The 17,413-nt window shown below is 34.6% G+C and carries 12 protein-coding genes; 4 read left to right on the forward strand and 8 right to left on the reverse strand.

All coding sequences use genetic code 11. The features are described 5' to 3' along the window. Positions 1 to 43: 43 nt before the first annotated feature. Genes JEM65_RS05540 through JEM65_RS05560 form a run of 5 tightly spaced genes read right to left on the reverse strand, consistent with a single transcriptional unit; the run spans position 44 to position 4,720 of the window. Positions 44 to 850: an alpha/beta hydrolase gene (locus JEM65_RS05540; RefSeq protein ID WP_199597942.1), complete on the reverse strand. Its 807-nt coding sequence runs from the start codon at positions 848 to 850 to the stop codon at positions 44 to 46. 6 nt (positions 851 to 856) lie between these two features. Further along, positions 857 to 1,981 (reverse strand): Zn-dependent alcohol dehydrogenase, encoded by a 1,125-nt coding sequence (locus tag JEM65_RS05545; RefSeq protein ID WP_306465078.1) that lies wholly within the window; start codon positions 1,979 to 1,981, stop codon positions 857 to 859. Between the two features lie 13 nt (positions 1,982 to 1,994). Further along, positions 1,995 to 3,239, reverse strand: a complete 1,245-nt coding sequence (locus JEM65_RS05550) for an NAD(P)/FAD-dependent oxidoreductase (RefSeq protein ID WP_199597943.1) — start codon at positions 3,237 to 3,239, stop codon at positions 1,995 to 1,997. Then, on the reverse strand, positions 3,239 to 3,547 hold the full coding sequence (locus JEM65_RS05555; RefSeq protein ID WP_199597944.1) for a 2Fe-2S iron-sulfur cluster-binding protein: 309 nt from the start codon (positions 3,545 to 3,547) through the stop codon (positions 3,239 to 3,241). The genes JEM65_RS05550 and JEM65_RS05555 overlap by 1 nt, the downstream gene beginning before the upstream one ends. A gap of 3 nt (positions 3,548 to 3,550) precedes the next feature. Beyond that, positions 3,551 to 4,720, reverse strand: a complete 1,170-nt coding sequence (locus tag JEM65_RS05560) for a cytochrome P450 (RefSeq protein WP_199597945.1) — start codon at positions 4,718 to 4,720, stop codon at positions 3,551 to 3,553. A gap of 163 nt (positions 4,721 to 4,883) precedes the next feature. Here JEM65_RS05560 and JEM65_RS05565 point away from each other — a divergent pair, with 163 nt between their 5' ends. Beyond that, a complete protein-coding gene (locus JEM65_RS05565) occupies positions 4,884 to 5,735 on the forward strand; it encodes an AraC family transcriptional regulator (protein ID WP_199597946.1) in 852 nt (283 codons plus the stop codon). Positions 5,736 to 5,843: 108 nt separating this feature from the next. Here the strand turns inward: JEM65_RS05565 and JEM65_RS05570 are convergent, their stop codons facing one another. From JEM65_RS05570 to JEM65_RS05580, 3 genes are read right to left on the reverse strand one after another with little or no spacing between them, the layout of a single operon-like run. After that, positions 5,844 to 7,412: a hypothetical protein gene (locus JEM65_RS05570; RefSeq protein WP_199597947.1), complete on the reverse strand. Its 1,569-nt coding sequence runs from the start codon at positions 7,410 to 7,412 to the stop codon at positions 5,844 to 5,846. Between the two features lie 5 nt (positions 7,413 to 7,417). Beyond that, positions 7,418 to 9,139, reverse strand: coding sequence for a RagB/SusD family nutrient uptake outer membrane protein (locus tag JEM65_RS05575; RefSeq protein ID WP_199597948.1), 1,722 nt, complete (start codon positions 9,137 to 9,139; stop codon positions 7,418 to 7,420). A gap of 11 nt (positions 9,140 to 9,150) precedes the next feature. Beyond that, positions 9,151 to 12,246, reverse strand: a complete 3,096-nt coding sequence (locus JEM65_RS05580; protein WP_199597949.1) for a SusC/RagA family TonB-linked outer membrane protein — start codon at positions 12,244 to 12,246, stop codon at positions 9,151 to 9,153. 931 nt (positions 12,247 to 13,177) lie between these two features. Here JEM65_RS05580 and JEM65_RS05585 point away from each other — a divergent pair. From JEM65_RS05585 to JEM65_RS05595, 3 genes are all read left to right on the forward strand, one after another. Further along, positions 13,178 to 14,821: a hypothetical protein gene (locus JEM65_RS05585; RefSeq protein WP_199597950.1), complete on the forward strand. Its 1,644-nt coding sequence runs from the start codon at positions 13,178 to 13,180 to the stop codon at positions 14,819 to 14,821. A gap of 213 nt (positions 14,822 to 15,034) precedes the next feature. Then, positions 15,035 to 16,051, forward strand: a complete 1,017-nt coding sequence (locus JEM65_RS05590) for a zinc-dependent alcohol dehydrogenase (RefSeq protein ID WP_199597992.1) — start codon at positions 15,035 to 15,037, stop codon at positions 16,049 to 16,051. Positions 16,052 to 16,078: 27 nt separating this feature from the next. Next, complete coding sequence (locus JEM65_RS05595) at positions 16,079 to 16,849, forward strand: SDR family NAD(P)-dependent oxidoreductase (protein WP_199597951.1); 771 nt, start codon at positions 16,079 to 16,081, stop codon at positions 16,847 to 16,849. Positions 16,850 to 17,413 lie beyond the last annotated feature (564 nt).

Below are 17,413 nucleotides of genomic sequence, written 5' to 3' on the forward strand. Positions count from 1 at the left end.
GATGTACCCTGCTTTATGTTTAATATGATTCAAAACCTAGAACTTATGATTCTTTCTTTATAAAATCAAAAAACAACAGAGTATCTTGAATGTGCTTTTGCCAATAGGACCATTCGTGAGTACCATTAAATTCCTGATATATGTGATTCACAGCTATTTTATCGAGTTTTCTGTGCAGTTCTCTATTGTGTTCAATTAGCAAGTCATCCCTTCCACAATCAAATCGGATGGGGGGTAAGTTTTTTTTGTTTTTTTTCATCATGTCGAAAACACTGTCATCCTTCCTGCTGTTTAGATAGTGATGGTTTTCATTTTCTTCTATAAATAAATGCATCTGGTCTTTATTGGTGATTGAAGAATGTCCTGAAATTGCCTTGTATTTCTCAGGGTATTTTGCGCCAAGTCGCAATGCACCATAACCTCCCATTGATAATCCAGAAATGAACAAATCTGATTTTGAGCTAGTACAGGTAATGTTTTCAATAACTGCATCAATTACATCTTCAACGATCCATTTCTCAAAATCAAGATTGTTATGTGGTATGTACGCAGAACCATCACCCCATAGTCCGTCCGATGGCATGGCAATCACCATTGGTTTTATTATTCCTTTATTTATCATTCTTAAAGCGGTAAGATGCACGCCTGCTTTCTGGGTCCAAACCCAGGCACTACCATAAACGCCATGTAAAAGTGTAACTATGGGTAAGTCTTTTAAATCCTCACCAGGAGGAACAAATACACAAATGTCACCTCTTCCTTTAAGATTATGAGTTTTTACTGTGATAAATCGAACGTGATTATTTTCAAATTCTGGTTCGGAAATTTCTGTGGTTCTGAATTTTGACATATTATTTTATTCGAAAACGATTACACCTTTGGCATTTTTGCCTGCCAACATATCATCAAAAGCTTGTTGCAGTTCACCAATAGTATATGTTCTAGTGATCATTTCATCTAACATTAAATCACCTTTATCATAAAGTTTCACTAATTTTGGAAAATCTATTTGTGGACGACACTTGCCGTAAAGCGGATTAATATAAATTTTATCCCACTCAAACAAGTTCATATCAATTGAAATGGTTTCTTCTATACCACTAACTTGAACTGCTGTCCCGGCATTTCTTATCATGGCCAAAGGGGCTGCGCCTAAGGCTGGTACGGCAGTGCATTCAAATGCATAGTCTGCACCTCTACCTTCGGTTAATATTTTCACTTTTTCAGATGCCTGTAATAATCCGATATCATTTATATCTGCAAGTATGGTGTGTGTAGCACCAAAATTTACAGCCATTTCAAGACGCTTTTTATTAATGTCTATTGCAATTATTTTAAATGCACCAGAAATTCTTGCTCCTTGAATAACATTTAAACCAACGCCCCCAGTACCTAGAATAACCGCTGAACTACCTGGAGTTAATTTTGCAGAATTTACTACCGATCCATAACCAGTCATTACACCACAGCTAATAATACTTGCCGAGGGCATAGGCATATCACTTTCTAACTTAACACAAGCCGATTCTTTAACCAAAGCGTATTCAGAAATAGTACCGATATTGAAAGAACGCTCTATAGGCTCGTTGTTCCATTTTGTGCCTTCCAAATGGGCATGACCGGGTGTGTAGCCATTTCCGCCAGCTGTTACAGGCGAATTATTTTCGCAAATATGTTGATTGCCTTCTTGACACTGAAAGCATTTCATACAAGGGGTAGCCCAATTTAAAATCACCTTATCGCCAATCTTAAAATCTGTAATAGCGCTGCCAATCTGTTCTACAATACCTGCGCCTTCATGACCTATAACAATTGGTTTGCCCCATTTTAGAGAATCGTGATCGGTATGGCAAAGACCAGCAGCTTTTATTTTAACGATTATTTCATCTGCCTTAGGCTCTGCGATAGAGACTGTGTCGATGATAAAATTACCATCGCCTGTTGCTATTGCGCATTTTGACTGTATCGACATATTTTTCATTTTAGTACGGAATTTAAATAAAGCTGGTTGGTGTTATACCAATGGAAATATCTGAAAGTTTATTTTTATCAATTATCTGATTTTTTTGAATAAATCTAGTTCCCAATATATACGCTTTTGCATTATTAATGGCATCAACTGCGAGTAATTCATCATCCTTAAAATACCAAACTGATTGGCAGTTGTCCCTTTCTGTTTCTATTCGCTTAATAGTTTGATTGTACCCTTGTGATAAACCCACCATTTGTAATTTCACATCATATTGGTCTGACCAAAACCAAGGAATGGAGTTATATGCTATGTCTTCACCACAAATAGATTTTGCCGCAATTTTTGCTTGATCCACCGCATTCTGCACTGATTCTAATCTGATATATTTTTTGTAGTGCAAATTATAATGATAGGTACAATCACCTAAAGCATATATGTTTTCGTCATTGGTTTTGCAGTAGGCGTCAACTTTTATTCCGTCTTTAATTTCTAAACCAGCTTTCTCAGCTAATTCAGTATTTACTTTAATACCAACGCCAACGATGATGATATCTGCTTTATAGCTAGAACTATCATCACAATGAACTTCATTGATCTTATTATGAAAATCAACTGATTTTACATTTTTATTCGATAAAATGGAAACCCCATGATTATGATGCAACTCTTCAAAATAGGTAGACATTTCAGGAGCGGTAACACGAGAAAGCACACGTTCTTCGCGTTCTAAAACAGTTACCAAAGCGCCCTTTTTACTTAAAGATGCAGCAGTTTCTAGACCTATGTATCCACCACCAATAATGACTACTTTGTTATGGTTTTTTTTAAGTGCATTTCTAATATTAATAGCATCTTCTGCGGTTCGCATTGCAAAAACATTATTTGCTGTATTCAACCCTTTTATTGATGGAATGAAAGGTCGTGACCCTGTTGAAATAACTAATTTATCGTAGTGCTGAACTGAACCATCAGAAATTGAGATGCTTTTTTCTTTACGATGAATTGAGCTGATTGTTTGCCCTAATTTCAGGGTCACATTATCAGTTTCGTAATTTTGTTTCGGAAACAATAAATCGTGTTGTGTGCCTTCTTCACTCGTTAAATATGCTTTGGATAAGGGCGGTCTGTGGTAAGGGAAATCAGGATCACTATCAAATAAAATAATCTCACCTTCCCAACCTTCTTTTCGTAGCGCGAATGCGAAATTCACCCCTGCATGACTTGCGCCGATTACGACACAAATTTTATTTGATGTTTCCGTCAACATTATTTTACTACTTTTAAAACTACCCCATCAATTGCATCTGTTACATCGATTTGACAGCAAAGACGACTATATTCGCTTACATTTTCGTCGAACTCAAGCATGTCATTTTCTAATTCACTTGGCGCTCCGATTTTCTCCCAATGCTCGGCTTCTACGTGTACATGACAGGTTGCACATGAGCAAACACCGCCACAGTCGCCGTCTATTCCTTTTACTTTATTTTGGACTGCAAGCTCCATAACACTACCAGTAGTACCTTCTGCAATTATAGTTTCATTATCATTTGTAATAAATGTTATTGTTGCCATTTTTTATTTTTTTATTTTTTTTGAATTGAATTTAACGTGCAGGCTATCAAATCCTACTTTACGTTTAAAGGCCCCTAAATCTTCAATGTTTTCTTTATAATCTAAAATGTCTATAGATTTCACTTCATTTATTAATGTCCTTATAAGAACTTTCATTATTTGTCTTGCATGTGTAGCTCCTAAACAGTTATGTGTCCCGAACCCGAATGCGACATGCGGATTTATTTTTCGGTCTATAACGATTTCATTTGCATTTTCAAAAACGCTTGCATCACGATTTGCAGATGCCCAACATAACGATATTTTACTATCTGCTTTTAAGGCATGTTCGCAAACTGAAGCACCTTCGGTAGATACTCTTCCCATTTGTGTTAATGGAGAGAAATAGCGAATAAGTTCTTCTATTGTTGAATTTAGAATTTCTGGTTCTTTGCGAAGTCTTTCAAGTGACTCTGGGTGCTCTGCAAAATAAGAAATAGAGTTTGTTACCGCATTTATAACCGTATCTCTTCCTCCAGCAAAAGTTAATATTATGACCCCCTTAACTTCCTCTTTAGTTAATTTCTTACCATTAGCTTCAGATGCCAATAAAACAGAATATAAATCGTCGGTAGGATTAGCAATTGCTCTATCGATTTCTTTATCAATATAATCATATAAAATATTAGCCTTATCGCCATCTAAAGCGGTATCTTCACTTCTAAACACATGAGTACCCCAAGAAACCCAAGTATCTGCATGAGAATATGCGGTATTGAGTAGTAGAGTTAAAGCTCGAGACTGTAATGGCAATGCGAATTTGCTCACCACATCTAAAGAGTCCATTTTCAAAACGGATTTCACTAAAGATTGTATTTGACTTTCAAGGTTTGAAGTATACTCTTTTTTTAATGGTCGTTTAAACCAAGCATCTAAAATCGCTCTATACCCCCCATGCAACGGTGGATCAACTTCAAAAGGTATTTGACGTGTTTCTCTAATATTTTCTTCAGAAGGTATTACAATTCTGCCGGGAGCCGCTCCAGATTGATAGATTTTATGATTATGTGCACATCTTCGAACATCTTTATGACCTAAGACCATGGTAACTTCTTCACCTTGGTCATCCATTTTTCCATATCCTTTTTCAAGTCTTTCCTTTTCAAAAGGGTCTAAAAATTTACTTGCATTCATGGTGTTAGTCTTTGTGTTTTAAATTAAGATTCTTTGCTTCACAAAAATCAGCCTTTTAATTTGGTGCTTATTACACTTTATTAGCCATTAAGGTGCCTATTTTGATAAAGTAAAAGTTAACTTTGCCTTTTGAACAACATAATTGATTATAATTTAAGATTAATTGAAAGCACAATTTGAAAAAATAAGTTCGAATAAAAACGGTTTACACTGTTTTGTTTATGAGGATGTAGAATTTGACGCTCCATGGCACTTTCATCCTGAGTATGAGTTAACGTATATTGTTAGAGGAAAGGGAATGCGCTATGTAGGCAACAATATTCAAAAATTTGAGGAGGGAGATTTTGTTTTATTAGGGGCAAACTTGCCGCATTGTTGGAAAAACACAGATCAACACAAAGGTTCTGTAAAATCAATTGTATTTCAGTGGAATGACGAATTATTGGGTAAAGACTGGGCTCAAAAGCCAGAATTTTATAATATAAATATGCTGTTTAAACAAGCATCAAAAGGTGTTCTATTTAATAGATCCTTTTCGGAAGGAAAACTGAATAAATTAATGAGTATTTTGGAAAAAACACCGTTGGATAGATTGCTAAGCTTTATTTATCTACTAGAAGGTTTATGCGATGCTGATAATAGGGAATTATTGACCACTGCAGGATTTTCACCTAATCTAAACTTAAAAGCAAATCACAGGATAGATTTGGTGTATGATTATGTAGAAAAGCATTATAATAATAAAATTAAATTAGATGATGTTTCAACTTTGGTGTCTATGGGAAATGAAGCTTTCTGTAGGTTCTTTAAAAAAACATTAAATAAATCGTTTTTTACATTCGTAAATGAGTATAGAATTAATCTTGCAAGTAAAATGCTCTTGGAAACCAATAAGCAAGTGAGCCAAATTGCATACGATTGCGGTTATGAAAGTCTCCCATTTTTTTACAGGCAATTTCATAAATTCATGAAATGTTCACCGTTAGTGTTCAAAAACCAATACACAAAATTTTAAAATTTACGTTTGCATTTATAGTGGGTAATATAAACTGAGTAAAAAAGAAGAGAGTACCAAAAGGGACTCTCTATCTTTTCATTAATATGTTAAGAAGTTAGTTTAGTTTTATGGCCTTAAATTTACCGGGGCTATTGTTAAATTGTCTAAATAAAACTTTAACTTTTGATTTGCGCCCTCATTATATCCTCTCAAAACTAAATCAATAGCTCCAGAAAAATCTGCGGTTATAAAACTAGATCTATAAACCCATTCTCCTATCGGGAAATTTTCATCGAAATTAACAGGTACTGCTTCAAAGTCGAAACTAGATGGGTAAATCCTAAGATCAGAAGCAAAAAGTCCAGGAAGAGGATAATTGCCTGGAGTAAACCATGGCTCTACAACATACACCCAAACTCCAATTTCATATGTTTGTCCAGATGTAAATGTCACCTTAATAGGGGTTCCGCCAATAGTATTATGACCAATAATCATGCCTCCTTGTTCATGATATTCAATGTAAGCACTTTTCGTTCCATCTTGAGCTCGGGATGAAGAGATAGCTAGGTCATACATTCCCCACGTTCCGCCCCACCATTGGTATGGCCATTGTGCAGCAGTGGAATTCTCAAAGCTATAATCGAAGTTTTCACTTTTTAAAATATTGTTTAAATTGAACAGCAAAATCTCATCTGTAAATGCTGTAGCGGCCATCCCATCTAAAGTCGTTAAAGTCCCTGGGGTATAGGACACCTTTATCGTATCATCATTATAAATTCTTTCATTGTTTAAAGATAATATAACAATGTTTCCATTGCTTGGGTCAACTTCTGCTAATTCAATATTGGTCGTTATAACGTCACTGCCATTTTCGATAGTTATTGCAAATTGAGCTGGGTTAAGTGTTGATGGATCGATGTCTCTACTAAATTCAAGAGCAACTTTCCCGTCTATATCGAAAACTCTTTCTAAATCAACCGGCTTTGTTGAAGGTATAACTTTAATTAATTTCTTAAATTGAATTGTATCTCCGCCAAATGGTCTCTCTCTTGAGGCAATAAATTGCATATCATAAGTGCCTACACTTCTATATTTTACATCGACTTCAGGATTTGCTCCTTCATATGTTTGAGGACTTCCCCCTTCAAATGTCCATTGAAATATTTCAGGCTGCCCTATTACTGAATAAATGAATCTGACTTTTTCACTTGCAATAATTTCATTTTCTGCGTTATCAGACATAGTAAGCTCAGCTCCCAATGAATCATCCTCATTTAGTTTAAAGGCTTGAACAATAGCGCTAACAGGTTCTAATACAGTAATTACAATAGTAGTGTCTAGTTCTCTGCCTTTTAGAGTTTTATCTACATATGCATTTCCTTTAAATATTTGATGTAGAGTGACATTATGTGAGCCAACTTTGTTGAAAGTTGCTTTAACTACTGATTCAGAAGATGTTTCAATATTTGCTGCTCCTGATGGAAAAGTCCAAGTTCTAGATTCTATACCCGTAGATACGTCTCCAAATGTAATTTCTCCGTTTACTTCAATTTTATTGTCAAAATTCATTTGAGATGTATAAATAACCCTATGATTAGGTTCGCTAAAATCATTGTCATCAGAGTTGTCACATGCGCTTATACTTAAAAAAAGTAAAAGGTATATGCTAATTTTTGTTATCTTATAAATCTTCATCGCTATTATTTGTTTAATTGATTATTTGTTTGTACTTCACTCGAAGGAATAGGAAGATAATCATGCTGACTTGACGTATAATTTTGCGCTGCCAAAAAGAAATCTGGTCTAACTCTTTCTCTAATAAATAATGGAGCAATGCCGTTATTATTTAATTGAAGTAAATCAAGGTTATTCTCTCTCCATATTTCATCTTCACGCAGCTCAGAAAATACTTTATCTACTATTCCCCAACGCACTAAATCCTTCCATCTATGACCTTCGAAACATAATTCTAGCGGACGCTCCACACGTTGTAAATGCGTCATTATTGTTTCTGAGGTGGGTGAAACCATTGGATGTACGCCATGCACCTGAGCACTTACATGAAGTTGAGGGAATGTGTTTGAGTTTTCATCTAAATACTTCTGAATTGTTTTAACACCTGCTCTTTTTCTGACCTTATCAATATAGATTATAGCATTTGAATAATCTCCAGTATTCTTAATAAGGGTCTCCGCATACATTAAATACACATCTGCCAGCCTAATATGTCTGAAGTTTATGCCAGATCGATTATTGCTATCTTCAGCACTTAAATGATACCAGTTTGTATATTTTTTAACATAAGCGCTTTGTCCAAACCCCCATCCTGGTCGTTGATTTATCTTAAGACCGTAGTACAAACCTTCGCCATTAAGAGGCACTATTGAGGCGTTCATCCTTTTGGATTGTAAATTGCCAGAATTATTTATAGGGTTTGTTGGGTCAATTTCATCGTACCAAAACAGTTCATGCAAATAATAAGAAGGTAATACCGTATTATAACCTCCAAAACTTAATTGTCCGATAGCAGATGCTATTGTTGAAGCTTCTGCTCCACTTTCAGTTGGGCTATCATCAACTGCATCTCCACTTGCTCCAGGGTTTAATTCTGCAGAGTAAGCCACTTCAAAGATAGATTCTGAATTAAATTCATTTTCATCAGTAAAGTTGTCCATTATTTTTGGTGTCAAAGCATATATGCCTGAGTTGATTACTTCTTCAAACATATCTGAAGCCATTTGCCAATTTTCATTAAATAAATATACTTTCCCTAGAAGTGATTTTGCAGATCCCCAAGTAACTCTTCCTAAACTGCTAGCATCCCAAGACTTAGGAAGGTGGTTTTGTGCAAATTCTAAATCAGGAATAATAACAGTGTTAGTTACTTCTTCTATTGACGAAAAAGGTAAAGATTCATCGCTTACTTGTGTTCGAAGTACTGCTCCGCCATAATTATGAGCAACTTCAAAATAAAAAAACGCTCTCAAAAATCTTGCTTGGGCTTCAATTTCTAATTTACTGTTTCCCGAAAACTTGCTGTCGTCCGCCTCTTGGATATATTCAATAACTTGATTTGCTCTGAAGATGCCAACGTACAATTCGTTCCATTTATCCGATACATAATAGATCCCATCATTATAGGTCAGATTTCTAAAGGCATATGGTCGATACCAAGATTCTGTGCCCGCAATATCTCCACGCACATAATCATACTGCAGTGAGCCTCCACTGATACTTTGAAATTGTAAGGCACCATATACAGTTGTTAGTGCTGCATTAAAATTTTTTTCTGTAGCCCAAAATGTTTCTGTAGTAATAGCATTTGGGTTAATTTCTTCTAAGAACTCCTCCTCACTACAGCTCGTGTATGTTAAAAGGAAAAGGAAAAAGGAAAATAAACTGATGTTTTTTATTTTTTTCATAATTCTATTTTTTAAAAACTTAATTGAAAACCTATAAAGAATTGACGAGTAACTGGGTAGTTTCCTCTGTCAACACCTCTTGTGAATAAACCATCTCCACCAACTTCAGGATCGTAACCTTCATATTTCGTAAATGTAAAAGGATTAACTGAAGAGAGATAAATCCTAACCTTTTCTATACCAACACTTTCTTTTGAATTATTAATGGTGTAACCTACGGTAAGGTTTCTTATCCTCAAGTAAGTTCCGTCTTCTAAGAAATAATCTGATCTTGCCCTTACATTATTATGAAAAGCATTTTCTCTATCTGTGGGGATGTTAGAATCTGAATTCTGCGGAGTCCACATATAGAATTGGTCCGTGTGTCGACCTATTTGGTAAGCATATAGTTTTGCTCCATTATAAATTTTTGCACCATGAGCATAATATGTTTGAGCAAAAAAGTCAAAATTTTTATACTCAAGATTTAGATTAAACCCAGCCTCAAATTCAGATTGTCCGGATCCTGAATAGACTCTATCATTATCATCAATCTTATTATCTCCATTTTGATCAATATATCTCATATCCCCTAGTTGTGCGCTTGCATCAATTGTTCTATATTCAGCTAATTCTGCAACGTCTTTTATAACCCCCGCATTTTTCACTAAGAAAAATGCTCCAGCTTCATGACCTACTGCCAAATAGGTTGTATAATCTATATTTTCTCCTTGCGATAATACAGGTCTACCATTTGCATAACCTCTTTGAATTCCATTTAAATCTGTAACTTTGTTTTTATTTTTAGTAAAGGTTGCAGAAAGTTGGTAATTGAGGCCTTTTTCAGTTATATTTTTATAGCTCAATGCAAACTCCATCCCTTTATTAATCATGTTCCCTGCATTAATCACTTTAACATCATAAACGCCACTTGCTCGTGGTTGCGAAGTACCTGTTGAAGGTGCCAATCGTTCTTCAAGTAAGAAATCCTTTTTGTCGTTAGAATAAATATCTGCTGTAAAATTTAATTTATTTTTGAACATGGCGATATCTATTCCAATGTTTTTTGAAATAGTTGTTTCCCACTTAATGTTTTTATCATAAAACCTCTTTTGTACATAACCAAAACCTAGTTCTTCATTAGGGCCAAAAGGATAATTTATACCGCTTTCTATTACGGATTGATACGCATAATCTCTAATTTGATCATTTCCAAGCTCTGCCCAACTTGCTCTTATTTTTAAATTATTTAATGATTGTAAATTTAAGTTTTCAAAGAATTTCTCTTCGCTAATGTTCCATCCTGCCGAAAATCCTAAGAAAGTGCCATACTTGTTTGAATCTGAGAACTTCGAAGATCCGTCGCGTCTTATTCTTCCTGAAAGTAGATACCTATCATCATAATTGTATTGAAGTCTTAACATTTTTCCTGCTAGAGTAGATCTGTTGTCAACTCCAACTGGTGTTAATGCTTCTGCTCCAGAGCTTAAGTTTTGAAGATCATTTGTAGCATCTTCGCTAAAGATCACTCCAGTTCCAAGAGTTTTATTATCCAAACTTTCATACGCTAACACGCCAGTTAAGTCAAAACTATGGGCTCCATAGCTTTTATTATAGGTTGCAATATTCTCTATAGAATTTCTTTCTGACCATATAAAGTCTTCATTTAAAAGCGCTTGCTCGCGAGAAGCTGTGGGTTTTAAAGTGCCATCGATTCCATATACCAAATATTGAGGTCTAAAGAATTTTCTCTGATAGTTCCAGATGTTTCTACCTAGGCTAATTTTATATTTCAAACCCTCAAGCAATTCATATTCTACATTAAAGGCAATGTTAGTGCTGTTTACTTCTCTTTCATCAATATTTTTTAGTTGCTGAGATAAGTAACTATATAAAATTTCATTTCGAACGGGAATTATGACTCCGTTGTCACCAACCGATTGAAGCTGATCTAATCCGGGTTGCCAAGGTCTTTGGCCAATTGCGTATTCATATAACGACCAAGGCTCTTCCTCTCTATTTTCTTTTGTGAACCCTATAGTCGCAAAGGCTTTGAATTTACCTTTTTTAAATTCACCAGTTAATCTATTGCTTAATCTGTTAAAACCAGAATTTATTAAAACTCCTTTTTGATCAAAATAATTTGTATTAAAACTTAAAGTTAAATCCTCATTTCCCCCAGATAGTTGCAGGTTGTAATTTTGTGTTATCGCATTATCATTTTGAACTTCGGCAACAAAATCGGAATTATAATCTAAAGCATTGGGGTTAAAGAAAAATATTAAAGGAGCTAGTCCTAATGCTTCAAGTTTTACTTCTTCAGCATACATTTGTTGTAATGTATTCATCAAAGGTGTCCCTGAAGTGATATTTTGTATCCCTGTATAAGTAGTTAGGTCAATCGTCAATTTTCCCGCTGTACCTCTTTTTGTTTTAATTAAAATTACACCATTGGCACCTCTAACGCCATAAATGGATGCAGACGCCCCATCTTTTAAGATGTCAATGGATTCAATTTGTTCTGGAGCAATACCAGGATCACTGTTTCCTAAAGGCACACCGTCTACTACGTACAATGGGCCTAATGCTGAAGAATTGACAGAACCCAAGCCTCTAATCTGAACATTGGCAGCTTCTCCTGGTCTTCCACTTGATGCTTGAATATTCACGCCCGCTACTTGACCTTGTAGTGCTGTTCCAATATCTGAAACAGCAGTTCTGATAATGTCTTCGGCTTTAACATTATTGACAGCCCCAGTTACTTCTATTTTTCGCTGAGTTCCATAGCCTACTACAACTACTTCATCTAATTCGGAAGAATCGATTTCTAATACTAAATTTATTGTCGTATTGTTCCCTACCGTAATTTCTTTGGTTTTAAACCCTATATAACTAAATAATAAAACATCATTAGTTTTGGCGTTAATCTGGTAGTTGCCATCAAAATTTGTAATGGTACCGTTGTTTGTGCCTTTCACAATGATATTGACCCCAGGGATTGGTTTCCCATCAGCCGTCACATTTCCGCTTATTCCTAGGCTCTGGGCCTGAATTAAACTGAAACTAATTAACATCAGTGCGGTTATGCCGCATTGTTTGAGATTACGTATTCGTAATATTGATTTCATGTTTTTTGTGAATTTTAATTAAACCTTCTCAAATATTGTTAAAATATTAACAATAATTAAATTGTGCTACTTGACAAAAACTGAACAACTCTATTTATTTGGGTTTAATTAACTTGATTCTGCCTGCATATTAGAATTATACATATAAGAGTCATTCTCATTACTTTAGCATTAAAGGGCTTTTAGTGATATTCGAGCACTAATTATCATTCAATTTGTATCATGGGTTAACTTACGTATTATAAAACTCTGATTTGTGTATTAATATAATTGTTCGACAGTTTCTGCTTAGTATGCACATTTTTAAAATCATTATCTCAAAATATCCCCACCCACTAGGTGAAGTTTTTTAAAAAATGACCTATGTTGAGTCTATTTCAGGAAGCTTAACTTTGTAAGTGTTGTTTTCTTTAAATTCTTTTATTGCATATTTATCTATAAATTGAATATAGGTTTGTTTCCAATCCTTCTAAATTATTTAAAAATCTGAACTAGCTCCGAAAGCTAAGTGCTCATAATTGAAACTCCATTAAAGCATTTTTTTACCTATGATTCATATATTTTTATGGACTACAGTCCTTTTGCAATGAGCACTTATTTATATGCAAAACTTTTAAATTGTGATTCTACTAAAAATGAGTATGATCTCCAATTTTTATCGCTGGCTTTTTTAATTAGATAGGTTTGGATGATAGCCATGTTTCTAATGTTCAGCAAGCAAAAAAACATGGGAGGATTATATGCTAAATAATATAGGAGGTCACTGGTGTTTTTCTGTTAAATCAATGGTTTGGGTTTAAGTCATTAATTTTGAGCATTCTAGTTTTGTTTTTTTTTTTTGGGGTATTGTAATTTTGTTTTTTTCAGACTTTGATTATCTTTCCATATTAGTATAACACCCTTTTTAAATAAATCATAATATTATATTAGAATGACAATACTTTTCAGAAATTTTAGCAATTCCGTTACTTTCAAATTTAAAGTTTGCTTTTTGAGTGCTTTTTGCATAATTGCTTCTGGGTTTTCTCAGGAAGTGACAAAGCCTGATAAATATTTTACAGAGGGTTTGCAAATAAGGTCTCAAAATCCAGATAGTGCTGTAGCTTTATTTGATTACAGTTACAAAAAGTATTTACAGTTAAATGACACAACGAATGCAACCAATAGTTTGCTTGAAAAATCAATGGTGTTAGAGAATAATGCTAAATACGCACAATCTTATGATGCTTTATGGAGTGCACTCATTTTGATTGATAATACGGACGATGCAAGACAGAAGTCTGTTATATATTATAGGTTAGGAAGAATTTACAGCTATTACAAAAGAGAAAGGGAGTCAATTAAGTATCTTAAAAAAGCTTTAGAACTTCAAAAGGAATTAGTGAAAAATTCTGATCTTAAACCATCAGATTTAGTGCCTTATTATTATTCAATTGCAGTTACAAACAGAGAGTTGGAGCGTAAAGAATTAACAAAGGTTTATTTAGACAGTTCCTATTTATATTATTCAAATGATAATAAAATTTTACCTTATGAATACTTAGAGTTTGAAAAAGCGAATTTATTGGCCTTAAATAATGAGAATCAAAAAGCCATTGAAATTATGGATAGTATTTATCCGTGGTTTAAAGAAAATGAACCAACTTACCTCGTCTTATTTTATAAGTACTTAGGGGATGTGTATCTGAATTTATCCCTTCTTGATGAAAGTGAAGGATATTATCTAAAATCTCTAAAAGTTTCTGAATATAATAAAAGTCATATTGATTTTACTCCGCTAGTATATGAAAAACTTACACAAATATATGTCAAGAAAAATGATTACAAAAGCGCATTTGAAAGTCAAGGAAAGGCTAAAGAATTAGATTCTAAATATTTTGATGCTAGAGGGTCTATAAATCAATCTTTACTTGAAATAAGGAATGATTATCTTGTAGAAAAAGATCGCCAAGAAAAGCTTATACAGCATCAGTATTTAAAACAGTTGGAGCAAGAGGATAAGATAAATAAACTTCAATTAATCATTTTATTAGGATCAATAGTTTTTATAACTATTATTGGTTTCGCCTATTTTAAGTACCTGCGTTCAAGGCATAAAATAGAAAAGGAATTAATTGCAAGAAATAAGGAATTAGAAATTCAAAAACAACGGGAGTTGATTGAGATGAAGAACAAAGAGCTTGCTTCTTCTGCACTTCAGCTTATAGAAAAGGATGAGTTTTTAAAAGACTTAAAGTCAAAAATTAGAGTAGGGAGTGATAAAATAAAAATTCACGAAATAAATAAGGTCCTAAGAACTGTTTCTAGTGGTAACAATAATAATTGGGAGGAGTTCAAGTTGCGCTTTATTGATGTGAATAAGGAATTCTACGATAAAGTTTATGAAAAATATCCTAATCTTAGTCAAGGCGATCAAAAAATATGCGCTTTGATAAAATTAAATTTGTCAAGTAAAGATATGGCCCGGCTTCTGGGTATTTCTGTGGAATCCGTGCATACTTCAAGGCATCGCATCAGAAAAAAAATGGATTTAGCGCGAAGTGTTAATCTAGAAGATTTCATTAATTCACTTTAAAACACAACTAACATTTTCTGCACACCCTTGTTTTGTTTACATGTAAAGTTTTTGTCAAGTAGCTAAAGCTGCTCGTGCATTTGTTTTAATCTATTTTGGTTGTTGATTTAATACAAAAGGTATTTCATTTTAATGACGAAGAGGGGGTCTCTTTTTTCTAAAATCAGATCAAATAAATTTAAAACTTATAAATCAATGTATATGAAAACTAAGATGATGGCAACCCAATATGAGGGCAATAAAACATTTACGATATTCGAAAAAGAAAAAGAGCAACCATCTAAAAATGAAGTACGCATCAAAGTCGCATTTGTAGGTGTTTGTGGAACTGATGTACATATCTATCATGGAATGATGGATAAACGTGTGAATATTCCAGTAACCATTGGGCACGAAATGTCAGGAGTAATTGACGCAGTTGGAGAGGGTGTCTCAGATTTTGTCATTGGGGACAAAGTTGTAGTTAGACCATTGGATGATAGAAAAGTTAAGCCTTCTGATAAGGGTTTCAATCACATTTGTGAAGAATTGAAATTTATCGGTATTGATAGTCCCGGTGCAATGCAAGAGTATTGGAATGTTCCAGCATTCGTTCTTCATAAATTAAATAATGATACTGATCTTAAATTAGCAGCCCTAATTGAGCCATTATCCGTGGCTACTCACGATGTTAGAATGAGTGGTTTACAGGCGGGCGAAACGGTAGTTATATTAGGTGGGGGTCCAATAGGTTTACTAATTGCCTTGGTGGCAAAAGAATCAGGTGCTCAAGTGATTGTTTCAGAAATAAACGAAACAAGAATTGCAAAAGCGAAAGAATTAGGATTAACTACTGTTAATCCGATGCAGGTTGATGTGGTTGCGTATGTGAAAGAGCAGACTGAAGGAAGGCTCGCCGATGTGGTTTTTGAGGTGGCTGGAGTTCAATCTGCTCTAGATGTTATGACAGAAGTGGCTGGAATAAGAGGCCGAATAGTTATGGTGGCAATTCATGGAGAAAAAAAACCTGTTGATTTATTTAAGTTTTTTTGGAAAGAATTGAAATTAATTGGCGCACGTGTTTATGAAAAAGAGGATTATGAAAAATCAATTGCATTAATAAATGCTAACAAATTACCATTTGAGGCTATGATAACGGATGTGCAGCCGTTGAGTAACATTCAGCAGGTTTTCGAAAATATCGATAAGAATCCCGACGGCATGAAGGTGTTGATGGATTGTAGCTTATAGAATTGAATCATAATTAAAAAAATAGAAATGAGTGTATTAAATAAATTTAGTTTAGAAGGTAAAACAGTATTGGTTACAGGTTGTAAAAGAGGAATTGGCAAAGCCATGGCTATTGGATTGGCAGAAGCCGGTGCAAATATTATTGGGGTTTCGGCATCATTAGAATTGTCTGGAAGTGCCGTAGAAAAAGAAGTGGTAGCCCGTGGAAAAAAATTCAGTGCATACCAATGTGATTTTTCAGATAGAAAAACATTGTACCAATTTATTGCTGAAGTAAAAAAAGACCATCCACAAATTGATGTCTTGGTAAACAATGCGGGAACCATTTTAAGAGCTCCCGCGGCTGAACATTCAGATGAATTGTGGGATAAGGTAATTGAAGTAAACCAAAATGCACAATTCATATTAACTCGAGAAATTGGCAAGGAAATGGTAGCTCGTGGATTTGGAAAAATAATATTCACTGCTTCATTATTAACCTTTCAAGGTGGAGTTACAGTGCCCGGTTATGCTGCAAGTAAGGGTGCTATTGGACAGATGACGATGGCCTTTGCTAATGAATGGGCTGCAAAAGGTGTAAACGTAAATGCCATTGCGCCGGGGTATATATCTACAGACAATACCGAGGCATTACGTAAGGATCCTATAAGGTCAGAATCGATCTTATCTCGTATTCCGGCAGGACGCTGGGGGGAAGCTGAAGATTTTGCTGGGCCCACCGTGTTTCTAGCGTCGGAAGCTGCCAGTTATATGAATGGAGCGATTGTTCTTGTGGACGGTGGTTGGATGGGTAGATAGTCAGATAAAAACTAATGGGGATAGTAGCAATTTCATCGGATGATACGGGATGCTCTGATTTTGGTTTTCGATAAAGTAGACATCACATATCCCTAATATAGATAAATCAGTTTCAAGAGAAGTGAGATTGACATAGGTTTAAATTATAGTACTGTTTGTTCGCCATACCATGCGAGACTTAAAACAGGGAATTGCTATAAAGAAATTACTTAGAATATAAAAGAGTGCCAAGAATTAGGTGTTAATGGTGATCGCAAGGTGCGGAAATCGAATTCTCTTTAGATTCTATCACTGTTGTTAATCATATATAACAATTCGGTTACTCAAATGTAACTTTATCTTGGAAAAAAAAGGGAAGCTCTTTACGAAGTGGGGGTTGAAGTCTATATTTCCAGATCGAACGGCAGAGCTTTAATTATGAGGTGAAAATATTTCAGACGTGAAAGATCTGTCTTCCAAATATCACTAAAGGGTAAAGGAAATAAATGTAGAAGAAATTATCTGAACTTACTCTAGACGAATGATTGGAAATCATGCAGAAAAAATTATTATGAAGCTGCTGAA

This window comes from Gelidibacter salicanalis (assembly GCF_016469035.1).
Classification (GTDB): Bacteria; Bacteroidota; Bacteroidia; order Flavobacteriales; family Flavobacteriaceae; genus Gelidibacter; species Gelidibacter salicanalis_A.

Excerpts from the sequence above, each read along its gene's own strand:
- JEM65_RS05540 (WP_199597942.1), bottom strand. The coding sequence starts at position 850 with ATGTCAAAATTCAGAACCACAGAAATTTCCGAACCAGAATTTGAAAAT.
- JEM65_RS05585 (WP_199597950.1), top strand. The coding sequence starts at position 13,178 with ATGACAATACTTTTCAGAAATTTTAGCAATTCCGTTACTTTCAAATTT.
- JEM65_RS05580 (WP_199597949.1), bottom strand. The coding sequence starts at position 12,246 with ATGAAATCAATATTACGAATACGTAATCTCAAACAATGCGGCATAACC.
- JEM65_RS05555 (WP_199597944.1), bottom strand. The coding sequence starts at position 3,547 with ATGGCAACAATAACATTTATTACAAATGATAATGAAACTATAATTGCA.
- JEM65_RS05570 (WP_199597947.1), bottom strand. The coding sequence starts at position 7,412 with ATGAAGATTTATAAGATAACAAAAATTAGCATATACCTTTTACTTTTT.
- JEM65_RS05575 (WP_199597948.1), bottom strand. The coding sequence starts at position 9,139 with ATGAAAAAAATAAAAAACATCAGTTTATTTTCCTTTTTCCTTTTCCTT.
- JEM65_RS05590 (WP_199597992.1), top strand. The coding sequence starts at position 15,035 with ATGATGGCAACCCAATATGAGGGCAATAAAACATTTACGATATTCGAA.
- JEM65_RS05560 (WP_199597945.1), bottom strand. The coding sequence starts at position 4,720 with ATGAATGCAAGTAAATTTTTAGACCCTTTTGAAAAGGAAAGACTTGAA.
- JEM65_RS05550 (WP_199597943.1), bottom strand. The coding sequence starts at position 3,239 with ATGTTGACGGAAACATCAAATAAAATTTGTGTCGTAATCGGCGCAAGT.
- JEM65_RS05595 (WP_199597951.1), top strand. The coding sequence starts at position 16,079 with ATGAGTGTATTAAATAAATTTAGTTTAGAAGGTAAAACAGTATTGGTT.
- JEM65_RS05545 (WP_306465078.1), bottom strand. The coding sequence starts at position 1,981 with ATGAAAAATATGTCGATACAGTCAAAATGCGCAATAGCAACAGGCGAT.